16 protein-coding genes are annotated in these 14,092 nt (G+C 70.8%); all 16 read left to right on the forward strand.

Annotated elements, in window-relative coordinates; genetic code table 11:
- Positions 1-93: 93 nt before the first annotated feature.
- The 16 genes from gcvPA to VGN74_RS13095 all read left to right on the forward strand — a co-directional run bounded on the left by gcvPA (position 94) and on the right by VGN74_RS13095 (position 14,052).
- Positions 94-1,440, forward strand: a complete 1,347-nt coding sequence (gcvPA, locus tag VGN74_RS13020) for an aminomethyl-transferring glycine dehydrogenase subunit GcvPA (RefSeq protein ID WP_327448879.1) — start codon at positions 94-96, stop codon at positions 1,438-1,440.
- An 11-nt stretch (positions 1,441-1,451) separates the two neighbouring features.
- Positions 1,452-3,026 (forward strand): aminomethyl-transferring glycine dehydrogenase subunit GcvPB, encoded by a 1,575-nt coding sequence (gene gcvPB / locus VGN74_RS13025; RefSeq protein WP_414643564.1) that lies wholly within the window; start codon positions 1,452-1,454, stop codon positions 3,024-3,026.
- Positions 3,027-3,164: 138 nt separating this feature from the next.
- Positions 3,165-4,505, forward strand: a complete 1,341-nt coding sequence (locus VGN74_RS13030) for a hypothetical protein (protein ID WP_327448881.1) — start codon at positions 3,165-3,167, stop codon at positions 4,503-4,505.
- A gap of 43 nt (positions 4,506-4,548) precedes the next feature.
- Positions 4,549-5,256 (forward strand): MgtC/SapB family protein, encoded by a 708-nt coding sequence (locus tag VGN74_RS13035; RefSeq protein ID WP_327448883.1) that lies wholly within the window; start codon positions 4,549-4,551, stop codon positions 5,254-5,256.
- 55 nt (positions 5,257-5,311) lie between these two features.
- A complete protein-coding gene (gene ruvC / locus VGN74_RS13040; protein ID WP_327448885.1) occupies positions 5,312-5,809 on the forward strand; it encodes a crossover junction endodeoxyribonuclease RuvC in 498 nt (165 codons plus the stop codon).
- The gene (ruvA, locus tag VGN74_RS13045) at positions 5,806-6,423 is read left to right on the forward strand and encodes a Holliday junction branch migration protein RuvA (RefSeq protein WP_327448887.1); all 618 of its coding nucleotides are present in this window, start codon (positions 5,806-5,808) and stop codon (positions 6,421-6,423) included. Before ruvC ends, ruvA begins: the two co-directional genes overlap by 4 nt.
- Before the next feature lie 139 nt (positions 6,424-6,562).
- Positions 6,563-7,594 carry a Holliday junction branch migration DNA helicase RuvB gene (gene ruvB, locus VGN74_RS13050; protein ID WP_327448889.1) on the forward strand — a complete coding sequence of 344 codons (1,032 nt, stop codon included), beginning with the start codon at positions 6,563-6,565 and terminating at the stop codon, positions 7,592-7,594.
- Positions 7,591-7,848 (forward strand): BrnT family toxin, encoded by a 258-nt coding sequence (locus VGN74_RS13055; RefSeq protein WP_327448891.1) that lies wholly within the window; start codon positions 7,591-7,593, stop codon positions 7,846-7,848. The genes ruvB and VGN74_RS13055 overlap by 4 nt, the downstream gene beginning before the upstream one ends.
- On the forward strand, positions 7,841-8,116 hold the full coding sequence (locus VGN74_RS13060) for a BrnA antitoxin family protein (protein WP_327448893.1): 276 nt from the start codon (positions 7,841-7,843) through the stop codon (positions 8,114-8,116). Before VGN74_RS13055 ends, VGN74_RS13060 begins: the two co-directional genes overlap by 8 nt.
- Complete coding sequence (gene ybgC, locus VGN74_RS13065) at positions 8,113-8,565, forward strand: tol-pal system-associated acyl-CoA thioesterase (RefSeq protein ID WP_327448895.1); 453 nt, start codon at positions 8,113-8,115, stop codon at positions 8,563-8,565. Before VGN74_RS13060 ends, ybgC begins: the two co-directional genes overlap by 4 nt.
- Before the next feature lie 100 nt (positions 8,566-8,665).
- Positions 8,666-9,400 (forward strand): protein TolQ, encoded by a 735-nt coding sequence (tolQ, locus tag VGN74_RS13070; RefSeq protein ID WP_327448897.1) that lies wholly within the window; start codon positions 8,666-8,668, stop codon positions 9,398-9,400.
- A 3-nt stretch (positions 9,401-9,403) separates the two neighbouring features.
- Positions 9,404-9,922: an ExbD/TolR family protein gene (locus VGN74_RS13075; RefSeq protein WP_327448899.1), complete on the forward strand. Its 519-nt coding sequence runs from the start codon at positions 9,404-9,406 to the stop codon at positions 9,920-9,922.
- 6 nt (positions 9,923-9,928) lie between these two features.
- Entirely contained in the window at positions 9,929-10,714 is a 786-nt protein-coding gene (locus VGN74_RS13080) for a hypothetical protein (protein ID WP_327448900.1), read from the forward strand.
- A gap of 129 nt (positions 10,715-10,843) precedes the next feature.
- Positions 10,844-12,187 (forward strand): Tol-Pal system beta propeller repeat protein TolB, encoded by a 1,344-nt coding sequence (tolB, locus tag VGN74_RS13085; RefSeq protein WP_414643574.1) that lies wholly within the window; start codon positions 10,844-10,846, stop codon positions 12,185-12,187.
- 122 nt (positions 12,188-12,309) lie between these two features.
- The gene (pal, locus tag VGN74_RS13090) at positions 12,310-12,852 is read left to right on the forward strand and encodes a peptidoglycan-associated lipoprotein Pal (protein ID WP_414643565.1); all 543 of its coding nucleotides are present in this window, start codon (positions 12,310-12,312) and stop codon (positions 12,850-12,852) included.
- Positions 12,853-12,954: 102 nt separating this feature from the next.
- Complete coding sequence (locus tag VGN74_RS13095) at positions 12,955-14,052, forward strand: DUF3667 domain-containing protein (protein ID WP_327448905.1); 1,098 nt, start codon at positions 12,955-12,957, stop codon at positions 14,050-14,052.
- Positions 14,053-14,092 lie beyond the last annotated feature (40 nt).

The following is a 14,092-nucleotide window of genomic DNA, read 5'->3' on the forward strand; positions in this document are numbered from 1 at the left end:
CGTGGGTCCGGGCAGAGCGGTTCGTCCTCCCCGGCGACAGTCTTCGCCCAAATCACTGGGTCCCCGCTTCCGCGGGGATGAGCGGAAAACGAGATGCGCTACCTGCCCCTGACCCCCGACGATCGTGACGCCATGCTGGCGGCCATCGGCGTCGAGACGATCGATGACCTGTTCGTGGACGTGCCGGCCGCCGCGCGGCTGGACGGCCCGGTGGACCTGCCCCGCGTGGCCGGCGAGCTGGAGGTCGAGCGGCAGCTGCAGCGTCTGGCGGCGAAGAATGTGACCGCCGGGTCCGTGCCCTTCTTCTGCGGCGCCGGGGCCTATCGCCACCATGTGCCGGCGACGGTGGACCACATCATCCAGCGGTCCGAGTTCCTGACCAGCTACACCCCCTACCAGCCGGAAATCGCCCAGGGCACGCTGCAATATCTGTACGAGTTCCAGACCCAGGTGGCGAACCTGACCGGGATGCCGGTGGCCAACGCCTCGCTCTATGACGGCTCGACCGCCATGGCCGAGGGCGTGCTGATGGCCACCCGCGTGACCCGCCGCAACAAGGCGGTGATCTCCGGCGGCGTCCACCCGCATTATGTCGCCGCGACCGAGACGGTGGTGCACGCGGTCGGTGTCGAGACCGAGGTGCTGCCGGCGGCGATCGACGCCGAGGCCGGCGTGATCTCGCGCATCGGGCCGGACACCGCCTGCGTCGTGGTGCAGACCCCCAACGTTTTCGGCACGGCGACCGACGTCACGAAGATCGCCGAGGCGGCTCACGCCGCCGGGGCCCTGCTGATCGTGGTGGTCACCGAGGTGGTGTCGCTGGGCCTGCTCAAGGCCCCGGGCGATATGGGCGCCGACATCGTCGCCGCCGAGGGCCAGTCGATCGGCAACGCCCTGAACTTCGGCGGGCCCTACGTCGGCCTGTTCGCCACGCGCGAGAAGCTGGTGCGGCAGATGCCGGGCCGCCTGTGCGGCGAGACGGTGGACGCCGACGGCCGTCGCGGCTTCGTGCTGACCCTGTCGACCCGCGAGCAGCACATCCGCCGCGACAAGGCGACCTCGAACATCTGCACCAACTCGGGCCTGTGCTCGCTGGCCTTCACCATCCACATGAGCCTGCTGGGCGAGACCGGCCTGCGCCGCATGGCCCTGCTCAACCATGAGAAGGCGCTGTCGGCGCGTGACGCCCTGGCGGCCATTCCGGGGGTCGAGATCCTGACCCCGCGCTTCTTCAACGAGTTCGCGGTGCGCCTGCCGCGCCCGGCGGCGCAGGTCGTCGAGGCGCTGGCGCAGCACCAGGTGCTGGCCGGCGTGCCTTACAGCCGCCTCGCCCCCGGGGCCGGCATGGATGATGTCCTGCTGGTGGCGGCGACCGAAACCACCCTCGACGGCGATATCCAGATCCTGGCGCGTTCGCTCGCCAAGGTCCTGGCCAACTGAAGGGACGTACGATGAGCAGCACCATGAACACCGTCGGCCGTCCGACCACCCCGCACGCCGTGCAGACCAAGCCCGCCACCCTGACCGGCGGCCGCGGCCTGCTGCAGGACGAGGCGCTGATCTTCGAGGGCGACGGCTGGGGCAAGACCGGCGTCGACCTCCCGGCGCCGACGACCGACGCCGCCGATCTGGGCGATCTGGTCCGTCGTGATCCGATCGGCCTGCCCGGGCTGAGCGAGCCGGAGGCCATGCGCCACTATGTGCGCCTGAGCCAGAAGAACCACGCCATCGACCTGGCCATCTATCCGCTCGGCTCGTGCACGATGAAGCACAACCCGCGCCTCAACGAGAAGATGGCGCGCATCCCCGGTTTCTCGGACATCCACCCGCTGCAGCCGCAGTCGACGGTGCAGGGCGCGCTGCAGCTGATGGACACCCTGGCCCACTGGCTCAAGACCCTGACCGGCATGCCGGCGGTGGCCCTGTCGCCCAAGGCTGGCGCCCACGGCGAGCTGTGCGGGCTGATGGCCATCCGCGCCGCCCATGAGGCCAAGGGCGAGCACGCGCAGCGCCGCAAGGTGCTGGTGCCGACCTCGGCCCACGGCACCAACCCGGCCACCGCCGCCTTCGTCGGCTATACGGTGGTGGAAGTGGCCCAGACCGACGACGGCCGCGTCGATGTGGCCGACCTGGCCGCCAAGCTGGGGCCGGACGTGGCCGCCATCATGGTCACCAACCCGAACACCTGCGGCCTGTTCGAGCGGGACATCCTCGAGATCAGCCGGCTGACGCATGAGGCGGGCGCCTACTTCTACTGCGATGGCGCCAACTTCAACGCCATCGTCGGCCGGGTGCGCCCCGGCGACCTCGGCGTCGACGCCATGCACATCAACCTGCACAAGACCTTCTCGACGCCGCACGGCGGCGGCGGTCCGGGCGCCGGTCCGGTGGTGCTGTCGGAAGCGCTCGCCCCCTTTGCTCCGGCCCCCTGGGTGGTCAGCGACGGCGACGGCTTCCGCCTGATCGAGCGCGAGGAGGGCGACGCGGCCCAGGCCTTCGGCCGGCTGTGCGCCTTCCAGGGCCAGATGGGGATGTATGTCCGCGCCCTGTCCTACATGCTCAGCCACGGCGCCGACGGCCTGCGTCAGGTGGCCGAGGATGCGGTGCTGAACGCCAACTACATCAAGGCGCGCCTGCAGGACCTGATGAGCCCGGCCTTCCCGAATGGCCCGTGCATGCACGAGGCCCTGTTCGACGACGAATGGCTCAAGGGCACCGAGGTCACCACGCTCGACTTCGCCAAGGCGATGATCGACGAGGGCTTCCACCCGATGACCATGTACTTCCCGCTGGTCGTCCACGGGGCCATGCTGATCGAGCCGACCGAGACGGAGTCCAAGGCGGAGCTGGATCGCTTCATCGAGGCCATGCGGGCCCTGGCGACGGCGGCGAAAGCAGGCGACGTCGACCGCTTCAAGGGCGCGCCGTTCCATGCGCCGATGAAGCGCCTCGACGAGACCCGCGCCGCCCGCCAGCCGGTCCTGCGCTGGACTGCGCCCGAAGGCTCCAACCTCGCGGCCGAGTAACGCAGGGCCTCCGGGGCCTCACGTATCGACTCGCCTTGGTGGTGTGTTACCGTCTGGAGAACGTGAGACGGGCCGCGATTCTGCGCCCGTTTGCCGGGCCGGCAGGGCGACGCGCCCGGCTCCAGGGGGAAGTTGACGATGCTGCTGTCCAGGATTGATCGCGTGCTTTCCGGCGGGAACGCCAAGGGCGAGCGCGGCGGCGAGGCGGCCGCTCCCGAAGGCGGGCAGGCCGCGCGCGCCGAGGCCGCCGGGGTCATCGGCGAACGCTTCGAGACGATCCAGGACAGCCTCGACCAGCTGGGCGAGATGGCCCAGCAGTTCGGCCGCTTCGAGTCCCTGCTGACCCAGCTGCGCCAGCCGCTGGACGCCGAGTTCAAGGCCCGCCGTGACAACCACGTCGAGGTCATCAACCTGCGCGCCGCCAATGCCGAGCTGTCGAGCCGGCTGGAGGAGGCGGTGGCCGAGCTGCGCAGCCAGGGCGCCTCGCTGATCCAGGCCGAAGCCCGCGCCGACGAGACCGGGGCCCAGGCCAGCGAAACCGCGGCGGCCCTGCAGGACGCGCGGCTGGAGATGGATCGCCTGCGTAACCAGCTGTCCCAGGCTAGCAACCGCATCGAGGCCTTCGAGGCGTCCGAACGGCTTACCAGCCAGCGGCTGCGTGAGCTGGAGCAGGACCTCGAGGGCGTGCGCAACCAGCTCAAGCTGGCCGAGGCGCAGCGGTCGGAGTCCGACAGCGCCCGCATTCAGCTGCAGCGCGACTACGCCCTGGCGCTGGAAGAAGGCGGCGTGATGCGTCGCCGCGCCGAGGAAGGCGCCGCGGAGATCGCCGGCCTCGCCCGCGCCCTGGCCATCGGCGAGGGCCAGCTGGCCGCCGAGCGCGCCCGCGCTGCGGCCGAACAGGCCGAGTCCGCCCGCGCCCTGCGCGCGCTGGAGAACCAGATCGAGGCGGACCGCTCGGAGCTGGCCGCCCTGGGCGCCCGGCTCGACGCCGCCACCGCCCGCGCCAACGGGCTCGACGTGCTCAACGCCGAACAGGGCGTGCGTCTGGCCGAGGTTCAGGCCGCCGCCACCACGGCCGAGCGCCGCGCCGACACCCTGCAGACCCAGCTGGACCGGGCCCTCGAGCGGGTCACCACGCTGGAGTCGACCAGCGAGGAGGCGCGTCAGCGTCTGGCGGCCATGGATGTCGCCCGACTGGCGGCCGTGGATCGCGCCGAGGCCCTCGCCAAGTCGGCCCTGACCCACGACAAGGCGATCGCCCGTGCCGAGGACCGCATGCTGAAGCTGCAGGCCAAGCTGGCCTCGACCGAGGCCGACTACCAGGCGCGCGTGAAGTCCCTCAACGAGCAGCTGACCGCCCTGCGCGGCGAGCTCGAAGGCGCTCGGGCGGAAGCCGCCATGAACGCCGCGGCGCTCGACGCCGCCCGGCGCGAGCGCACCGGCCGCCCGGCCGCCGACTCGCAGACCGCCGCCGGCTGACGTCCGCTTCGAACCCGGGGACGCCGTCAGGCGTTGCCGGGGGATGCCGCCCGACGCCGTCCTCGCCAGTCTCCTGTCCCCGCTCCCCGAAATCCTCGGGGCCGTGGTGGCTGGCGGCCTGATCGGGCTTGAGCGGGAATGGCGCGGCCGCTCCGCCGGGTTCCGCACCCACATCCTCGTCGCCCTCGCGGCCTGTGTGCTGATGCAGGCGGCGGTCCGTCAGGACGCCTGGACCCTGTCGGGCCTGACGACGGCCCAGATCACGACCGACCCGGTCCGCATGGCGCACGGCATCCTCACCGGCGTCGGCTTCCTGTGCGGCGGGGTGATCTTCCGGACCGGCTTCTCCGTCCATGGCCTGACCACAGCGGCGTCCCTGTGGATCAGCTCGGCCATCGGCACCCTGTTCGGGGTCGGCATGAGCGGTCTCGGAATGGTCGCGGCCTTCGCCACTCTCCTGATCCTTGCCCTGCTGCGGGTCGTGTCCCGGCTGCTCCCGGCGCGCACGGTGGTCTACGTCAGCCTGAGCTGGGAGCGCGGCCGCGAGGATGTGCGCCGGACGGCCTCGAGCCTTCTGCGGGGCTGTGATCCGCGCGCCAGGGGGGGCGAGCAGCGCCTGTCGGCCGACGACGGCATGTGGCGGCGGCAGTGGCGGCTGAAGGTCACCGACGCGGCGCTCGACGACCTAGCCGAGCGCCTCGCGGACCTGCCGGGCGTGCGCGGCGTGCAGGTCGATCCGCGCGAGACCTGAGCGCCCAACACTTGGTCATTGTCCGTCAACCCTCTTTCCGGCATCACTGGAACGGATGGCGAACGGACCGACTCGCATTTTGGGGCTCGACCCCGGACTCCGGCGCACCGGCTGGGGCGTGATCGCCGTCGAAGGCGCGCGTCTGCGCTGGATCGGCCATGGCGTCGTCGCCCCGCCGGAGAGCCTGCCGTTCGCCGCCCGCCTGCTGGGCCTGCTCGAAGGCGTCACGCGGGTTTGCGCCGAGCACGGCTGCGATGAGGCCGCGGTCGAGGAGGTCTTCGTCAACGTCAATCCGGCCTCGACCCTGAAGCTGGGACAGGCGCGCGGCGCGGTCATTCTGGGGCCGGCCCAGGCCGGTCTGCCCGTGGCCGAATACGCCCCCAGCCTCGTCAAGAAGGCGGTGGTCGGGGCCGGTCAGGCCGACAAGGCCCAGGTCGCCTTCATGGTGCGCCGCCTGCTCCCCGGAGCCGGGGAGGTCGCCGCCGACGCCGCCGACGCCCTGGCCGTGGCCATCGCCCACGCCCACTACCGCACGGCCCGGAGGGCGGCGTGATCGGGCGGCTGCGGGGCGTGCTGGTGGAGGTCGGCGAGGCCGACTGCCTGATCGACTGCGGCGGCGTCGGCTATGTCGCCGCGTGCGGCGCCCGCACCCTGCAGCGCCTGCCGGCGCCCGGCGAGGAGACCACCCTCTATGTCGAGCACCAGTGGTCGGCGGAGCAGGGGCCGCGGCTCTACGGCTTTCCGACCCGCGACGAGCGGCGCGCCTTCACCACCCTGATCGCCATCCAGGGCGTCGGGCCCAAGGCGGCCCTGTCGGTGCTGGACGTGCTGCCGCCGGGCGAGCTGGCGGCGGCGGTGGCGCGCGAGGACAAGGCGGCGGTGGCCCGCGCCAACGGAGTCGGCCCCAAGCTGGCCCTGCGCATCGTCACCGAGCTGAAGGGCAAGCCGCTGGGCGACGCCAGCTTCACCCCGTCGGCGCCGGGCGTGCACCTGGAGGCCGCGCCGCCGGCGCCCAGCCTTTCGGGCGAGGCCGTGGCCGCCCTGCTCGGCCTCGGCGTGGCCGAGGTCAACGCCCGCCGCGCCGTCGACCAGGCCCTGATCCGGCTCGGCGACGAGGCGGCCCTGTCCGCCGTCATCCGCGCCGCCCTGCAGGAGCTGGGGCGGTGAGGGAGTGGCGAGTGGCGAGTGGCGAGTGGCGAGTGTTCAAGGCCGCCGGTGCCGGCAACGCCACCCGGTCGGCCAGCGACAACGCTTCCGGCCCCGCCCCCCGCTCGTCACTCGCCACTCGCCACTCGCCACTGCGCTCATGACCGACGACCGTCTCATCTCCGCCGCGCCGGCGCCGGGCGAGGTCCATGACCGGGCGCTGCGGCCCCAGACGCTCGCCGAGTTCGTCGGTCAGGAGCAGGCGCGCGGCAATCTCAAGGTCTTCATCGACGCGGCCCGGTCGCGCGGCGAGGCGCTGGACCATGTGCTGCTGTTCGGCCCGCCGGGGCTGGGCAAGACCACCCTGGCGCAGATCGTGGCGCGCGAGCTCGGCGTCGGCTTCCGCGCCACCTCGGGGCCGATCCTGGCCAAGGCCGGCGACCTTGCGGCCATCCTGACCAATCTCGAGCCGCGCGACGTCCTGTTCATCGACGAGATCCACCGCCTGAACCCGCAGGTGGAGGAGATCCTCTATCCGGCCATGGAGGACCATGTGCTGGACCTGATCATCGGCGAGGGGCCCTCGGCCCGGTCGGTGCGGATCGATCTGGCGCCCTTCACCCTGGTCGGGGCGACGACCCGGGCCGGTCTGCTGGCCACGCCCCTGCGCGACCGCTTCGGCATTCCGCTGCGGCTGGAGTTCTACACGCCCGAGGAGTTGGTGCGCGTGGTCAGCGGCGCGGCGCACAAGCTGGGCGCGCCGATCACCGCCGACGGGGCCATGGAGATCGCCCGGCGCTCGCGCGGCACGCCCCGCATCGCCGGCCGGCTGCTGCGCCGGGTGCGTGACTTCGCCGCCGCCGACGGCGCCTCGGCCATCGACCGGCTGGCGGCCGGCCGCGCCCTCGCCCGGCTGGAGGTGGACGAGGCCGGGCTGGACAGCCTCGACCGCCGCTTCCTCAAGGCGCTGATCGAGAACTACGGCGGCGGCCCGGTCGGCATGGACACGCTCGCCGCCGCCATCGCCGAGGCCCGCGACGCGGTCGAGGACGTGATCGAGCCCTACCTGCTGCAGCAGGGCTTCATCCAGCGCACCCCGCGCGGCCGCGTCGCCTGCGCCCGCGCCTATGCGCACCTGGGGCTGGATGCGCCGAAAACCCCGCCTGCACAGGGTGGTCTGTTTGAAGGATGATCGACTTCGACCCGGCCAAGGACGAGATCAACCAGCGCAAGCACGGAATTTCCCTCGCGCGAGCCATTGAGATCGATTTAGGCACAGCGGTTATTCGGGTCGATGATCGTCGAGACTCCGGCGAGCCACGATGGCGCGCCTATGCTATGCTTGAGGGCAAGTTACACATGTTGGCCTTCACGCTCCGCCATGGCGGAGTGCGAGTGATCAGCCTCAGGCGGGCCAACGCCAGGGAGACGAAGCGATATGGCTGACCCGAAGTTCAGCCTTGACCCGGACGACTACGAGGATGTCGACATCGACGATCCCGACAATCCTGAGTGGACTGAAGAGGACTTCGCCGAAGCTCGTCCGTTGAAGGAAGTTCTTCCGGAGCTGTATGAGCAGGTCGCAGCCCAGCAGGACGTCTCTCTCAAGCTCACCCGCCGGACCATCGCCGCCTTCGCGCTGGAGGGCGATGACTGGCGCGAGCGCATGGCTGAGGCGCTGGAGCGGATTGCGCGGGACAAGTCCGCCGCGTGACCGATCTGCCCACCCATGGCCGGTTCGAGGGCCGCGCCCATCTGCTGCCGGTGCGGGTCTATTACGAGGACACCGACTTCACTGGCGTGGTCTATCACGCCAACTACGTTCGCTATTTCGAGCGCGGACGGTCGGACTTTCTGCGCGCCGTCGGGATCGGCCATGCGGAGCTGCTGGAGGGCGACTCGCCGCTGGCCTTCGTGGTCTCGCGCATGGAGCTGGCCTTCGTGAAGCCGGCGCGGATCGACGACGCCCTGGTGGTGCGCACCCTGTACGAGGCGGTGCGCGGGCCGCGGCTGATCATCCGCCAGGCGATCGAGCGAGGCGGGGAGGTGTTGACCCGGGCCGAGGTGGAGGCGGTGTGCATCCATCTGGACGGCCGGCCCCGGCGCCCCTCGGCGGCACTTGTCGAGAAAGTGAAGCCCTGGCTGGACCCGTCGCAGGCGTAAGCCGTCGACGAGTCGGCCGGTCGCGGCTACACGCGCCACAGAAAGGCCTTACAGCCCCGCTGGATAGGCTCCACGCCGCTTCACCGAACGCGAGTCCTGCATGACCGTCCTCGCCACCGCCCACTCCCTGATGGACCCCGTCTATCTGTTCATGACCGCCGACTGGGTGGTGAAGGGGGTGATGATCGGTCTTGCCGTGATGTCCCTGTGGTCGTGGGCGATCATCCTCGACAAGGGCGTCCGCTTCACCAGCATGAACAAGCGCGCCGACGAATTCGAGAAGGCGGTGGAGTCCGGTCGCTCGCTGGAAGACGTCGCCGCCCAGGCCGGTCCCAATCCCGAGGACCCGCTGCCGCGCATGCTGACCGCGGCCCTGACCGACTGGCGCGAGGCGCGCTCGCGCGGCGGGCTGACCGACTCCCAGGCCAATCTGCTGATCGCCCGCATCGACCGGACGCTGGACTCGATCATCGCGCGCGAGAGCCGGCGCATCGAGGAGGGCCTCGGCCTGCTGTCGGTGGTCGCCACCTCGTCGCCCTTCATCGGCCTGTTCGGCACGGTGTGGGGCATCATGAACGCCTTCTCGGCCATCGCCTCGGCCGGCAACACCAACCTGACCACCGTGGCGCCGGCCATCGCCGAGGCCCTGTTCGCCACGGCCATCGGCCTGTTCGCCGCCATCCCGGCCTACATCGCCTACAACAAGTTCTCGATCGACGCGGGCAAGTTCACCGGCCGGCTGGAGAGCTTCGCCGACGACTTGCAGGCGGCGGTGGCGCGGCGTCTCGGCGCCCCGGCCGCGCCGCGCGCCGACTACGCCTCGCGGGAGGTCTGAGCCGTGGCGCTGGGAGGCGGCGGAACCGGCGGCGGCGGGCACGGCCGCGGGCGTCGGCGCGCCCGGAGGGCGCCGCTGAGCGAGATCAACGTCACGCCGCTCGTCGACGTGATGCTGGTGCTGCTGATCATTTTCATGGTGTCCGCCCCGCTGCTCGCCGTCGGCGTGCCGCTGGAGCTGCCCAAGACCGACGCCAGCGCGCTGGAGACCGACGAGGAGCCGATCACGGTCTCGGTTGATCGCACGGGCGCGACCTTCGTCGGCGAGGACGCCATCCCGTTCGACGATCTGGCGCGCGTGACGACCGCCATGGCCGGCCGCGAGGTGGCCGAGCGGCCGATCTTCGTGCGCGCCGACGGCGCTGCGCCCTATGAGGCCGTGGCCCGGGTGATGGCGCGCCTGTCGGCCGTCGGCTTCAAGCGCATCAACCTGATCACCGACACGAGCGCCCCGGCCGCCGCGCCGGCCGCCAGCGAGGCGCCTGCGGCGGGCGTCGAGCCCGCGCTCGCGGCGGAGGGCTGAGACGGCGTGACCCGGCCCGGCCCGATCCTGGGATCGCTTGTGCTGCACGGCCTGCTGGTCGGGGTGGTGCTGTTCCCGTGGCCGCAGGCCGAGCGGCCGCCGGTGCTCAATTCCGTGCCGGTGACGATCGTCTCTGACGAGATCACGGTCGCGGCCGCGCCGGCGGACAATCCCCAGCCGGAGCCTGTGCTGGAGGATGCGGCGACCGCGCCGCCGCCGGAGCCCGAGCCGGAGCCCACGCCGCCGGAGCCGACGCCCACGCCGCCGCCGCCCCGGCCGCAGCCGCGCCCGACGCCGGCCCCGACGCCGCCGCCCAAGAAGACCGAGACTCCGCCGCGTCCCAACCCGCGGCCGGAACAACCCCGGCCCCAGCCCCGCCGGGAGGAGCCGTCGCTGGACCTCGACGCCCTCGCAGGGCCGCGCCGCCCCAGCCCCAATACCGGGACCCGCGCCCCGACCGGCCAGCAGGGCGCCGGCGTCGCCAGCCAGGCCATCGGCCGCAGCGACCTGCAGGCGCTGGCGCGTCAGATCACGCCGCACTGGGTGCTCAACTGCGATCTGCCCGGGGCCGCCGAGCTGGAGATCCGGGTCTATGTGCGCCTGTCCGAGCAGGGCCGGGTGATGGGGGCCCCGCGCCTCGACCGGCCGCGCAGCGACGCCACCTGGCGCGCCGCCGCCGACGGGGTGCTGCGCGCCATCCAGGCTGCTGCGCCCTTCGACATGCCCGAGGGATACGAAGCCCAGGAAATCCCGTTCATCTTCCGCACGGCGACGCAGTGCGCCGGGCGATAGGGGACGCGCCCGAAAGTGGCCGCATTGGCGGCAATGCTGGAGCGTTCAGAGGTTCCTAGGGTTCAACTGTCTTGATCGGCGGCCAGGGTGTCGCTGATACGGAGGAGCGCGATGATCTTGAAGAGAGTGCTGACGGCCGGGGCCGCCCTGCTGGTGCTGGCGCCGCTCACGGCGCTGGCCCAGACGCCGGCCCAGACACCGGCCCAGGAAGTGATCGTCGACGAGGGCGTGCTGCGGCCGCTGCAGATCGCCGTCGCCCCGTTCAGCGGCCAGTTCGGCGACCAGATCAGCGAGGTGATCAGCACCAACCTGCGCCGGTCCGGCTTCTTCGAACCGATGAACCCGGCCGGGTTCCTGCAGCGTGATCTCAATCTCGGCAATGCGCCGGACTTCCCGCTGTGGACCCAGATCGGCGCCCAGGCGGTGCTCTATGGCTCGGTCACGCCGCGCGCGGATGGGCGCAACGACGTCGGTTTCCGCCTGTATGATCCGTACCGCCGCTGCCAGCTGGTGAGCTATCAGTTCACCGCCACACCCGAGCAGTGGCGCCGGATCGCGCACAAGATCTCCGACGTCATCTACCAGCGCATGACCGGCGAGAGCGGCTTCTTCGACTCGCGGGTGCTGTTCGTCGCCGAGAGCGGGCCGCAGCTGGAGCGCGTCAGCCGTCTGGCCATCGTCGACCAGGACGGGTTCAACCCGATCTACCTGACCGATGGGGACGAGGTGATCATGTCGCCGCGGTTCTCGGCGGACTCCAACGAGGTGGTCTATGTCGGCCTCGGGCGCGATTACAGCCGCATCTATCTGCTCAACCTCGCGACCAACCGGCGGGAAAGCCTCGGCGAGTTTGACGGCCAGGTGCTTGCGCCGCGCTTCTCGCCGGACGGCGCCAAGGTCGCCTTTTCCATCATCCGCGGCGGCAATACCGACATCCATGTGATGGACCTGCGGACCCGTCAGACGCGGCGCCTGACCTCGGATCCCGGGATCGACACCTCGCCGTCCTTCTCGCCGGACGGCGCCCGCATCGTCTTCAACTCGGACCGGGGCGGCAACGCCCGGCTCTACGTCATGAACGTCGATGGCTCGGGCCAGCGGCCGATCAGCCGTGGGGGCGGCCTCTACACCTCGCCGGTGTGGAGCCCGCGCGGCGACCTGATCGCCTTCGTCAAGCAACAGGGCGGCCAGTTCCACATCGGTGTGATGTCGCCGGACGGGTCCGGCGAGCGGCTGCTGTCGTCCAGCTATTTCGAGGAGGGCCCGTCCTGGGCCCCGAACGGGCGCTATCTCATGTACGCTCGCAAGGCGCGCAACGGGAACACCCAGCTCTGGATGGTCGACGTCACCGGACGGGTGGTCGGTCGAGCCGGCTACGAGGGCCGCGGCGAGGACCCCGCCTGGTCGCCGCTGCTGGACGCACCGCCCGCCAATCTCGGCCTCAACCAGTCGCCTGACAGTTGTCCGGCCTGATCGGGGCGGAGCCTTGGGGATAACTTCCGCGTTATCCTGTCGAACACCAGTTGCCTGAACGGAAGCTTCGCCTTTAGGCGCAATCATAGACCACGGTCCACGGGACCATCAGGGAGATGACCATGACCAACTCGATCGCCCGCCTCGCCCTCGTCGGCGTCGCTCTGGCGGCCATGGCCGCCTGCGCCCCGCGCCCGGCCCCGGAAGGCGCCGTCGATGCGCCGCCCCAGAACAATCCGGTCTACAACGGCGGCGGCGGCACCAACGTCGATGGCGGCGCCATCGCCCCGGTGCGCCCGGGCTCCGAACAGGACTTCGTCGTCAACGTCGGCGACCGCGTCTACTTCGACCTCGACAGCTACCAGATCAAGCCGGAGGCCTATGCCCGCCTGAACGCCCAGGCCCAGTGGCTGCAGCGCTATCCGGGCGTTCGCGTCCGTATCGAGGGCAATGCCGACGAGCGCGGCACCCGCGAGTACAACCTCGCTCTCGGCGCGCGTCGCGCCGAGTCGGTGCGCGCCTACCTGGTCGAGCGCGGCGTCGCCGCGGGCCGGATCGACACCATCAGCTACGGCAAGGAGCGGCCGATCGCCGAGGGCTCGAACGAAGAGGCCTGGGCCCGTAACCGCAACGCCGGCACGGCCATCGTCTCCGGCGCCCAGTAAGCGCCCTTACACGGCATCGGGAAGGGCGGCTTCGGCCGCCCTTTCTTTTTGACCGCTCTCCTGCGGCGCCGCACAATCCATGTGTCTCGGGGGAGTTCACAGATGGATATCGACGCAGCGGGCGGCGCGGTGACGGCAGGGCTGGTCGGCGGCGCGATCGAGAAGCCCACGGGCCACGCCGGCGAGGCCCATTCGAGCTGCACCGACTGCGGAGAGCCGGTTTCCGGAAACTTCTGCGCCAACTGCGGCCAGCCGACCCACGTGCACCGCTCGCTGCTGCACCTCGGCGAGGAGGTGCTGCACGGGGTCATGCATTTCGACACCCGGGCGTGGCGCACCCTGCCGCTGCTGGTGTTCAACCCCGGGCGCCTCACGCGGGAGTGGGTGCAGGGACGCCGCACCCGCTACGTCTCGCCCCTGGCGCTGTTCCTGTTCACCGTCTTCCTGATGTTCTTCATCATGAGCTTCGGCGGCGGCTTCGTCAGCATGCCGCAGGAGCCGGCCTCGCCCGAGCAGCGGGCCCAGCTGGAGGCGAGCCTCGTCGAGGCGCGCGCTGAACTGGACGCCCTTGAGGCGGCGCAAGGCGATGAAGCCCCCCCGCCGGGCATGATCCAGGCTCAGCGAGGGGTGATTACGGCGCTGGAGGGGCAACTGCGCAGCGAGGCCGCGGGGACCGGAGAGGCGCGCGCCGATGGTCTGACGCCCGGCAGCTGGCAGGCCAACGTCGTCGACGCCAGTCGCGACGGACGTCTCGAGGTAAACATCGGCATCGAGAGTTTCGACAAGGCAATTCGAAAGAAGCTGAACAATCCGGACCTTGCGCTCTACAAGATCCAGCAGACTATGTACAAGTTCGCCTTTCTGCTTGTGCCAATCTCCATCCCGTTTGTCGCGCTTCTGTTCCTGTGGAAGCGCGGCTTCACGCTCTATGATCACGGCGTCTTCGTGCTGTACTCGCTGACCTTTATGGCGCTGCTGTTCATGATGGCAGGCTGGGCGGCGAAGATCCCGATGATCGGTGCGGCCGTGGCCGGTCTGCTGTGGCTGGCGCCGCCCTTCCACATGTTCGCCCAGCTCAAGGGGGCTTACGGCCTGCGCGGCTTCTCGGCCTTCTGGCGCACCCTCGCGCTGCTGATGTTCTGCAACCTCACCATCGCCCTGTTCCTTGTTGTGGTGATTCTGCTGGGGCTGACCGGCTGACAGGGCCTTGCCTCGGCCGCAAAGGGATGGGAGCTAGACA

Origin of the sequence: Brevundimonas sp. (assembly GCF_035998205.1) — a bacterium.
Classification (GTDB): domain Bacteria; phylum Pseudomonadota; class Alphaproteobacteria; order Caulobacterales; family Caulobacteraceae; genus Brevundimonas.

What these genes read in the sequence shown, in the direction of transcription:
- gcvPA (WP_327448879.1), top strand. Translation starts at nt 94, where the DNA reads ATGCGCTACCTGCCCCTGACCCCCGACGATCGTGACGCCATGCTGGCG.
- gcvPB (WP_414643564.1), top strand. Translation starts at nt 1,452, where the DNA reads ATGAGCAGCACCATGAACACCGTCGGCCGTCCGACCACCCCGCACGCC.
- VGN74_RS13030 (WP_327448881.1), top strand. Translation starts at nt 3,165, where the DNA reads ATGCTGCTGTCCAGGATTGATCGCGTGCTTTCCGGCGGGAACGCCAAG.
- VGN74_RS13035 (WP_327448883.1), top strand. Translation starts at nt 4,549, where the DNA reads ATGCCGCCCGACGCCGTCCTCGCCAGTCTCCTGTCCCCGCTCCCCGAA.
- ruvC (WP_327448885.1), top strand. Translation starts at nt 5,312, where the DNA reads ATGGCGAACGGACCGACTCGCATTTTGGGGCTCGACCCCGGACTCCGG.
- ruvB (WP_327448889.1), top strand. Translation starts at nt 6,563, where the DNA reads ATGACCGACGACCGTCTCATCTCCGCCGCGCCGGCGCCGGGCGAGGTC.
- VGN74_RS13055 (WP_327448891.1), top strand. Translation starts at nt 7,591, where the DNA reads ATGATCGACTTCGACCCGGCCAAGGACGAGATCAACCAGCGCAAGCAC.
- VGN74_RS13060 (WP_327448893.1), top strand. Translation starts at nt 7,841, where the DNA reads ATGGCTGACCCGAAGTTCAGCCTTGACCCGGACGACTACGAGGATGTC.
- tolQ (WP_327448897.1), top strand. Translation starts at nt 8,666, where the DNA reads ATGACCGTCCTCGCCACCGCCCACTCCCTGATGGACCCCGTCTATCTG.
- pal (WP_414643565.1), top strand. Translation starts at nt 12,310, where the DNA reads ATGACCAACTCGATCGCCCGCCTCGCCCTCGTCGGCGTCGCTCTGGCG.
- VGN74_RS13095 (WP_327448905.1), top strand. Translation starts at nt 12,955, where the DNA reads ATGGATATCGACGCAGCGGGCGGCGCGGTGACGGCAGGGCTGGTCGGC.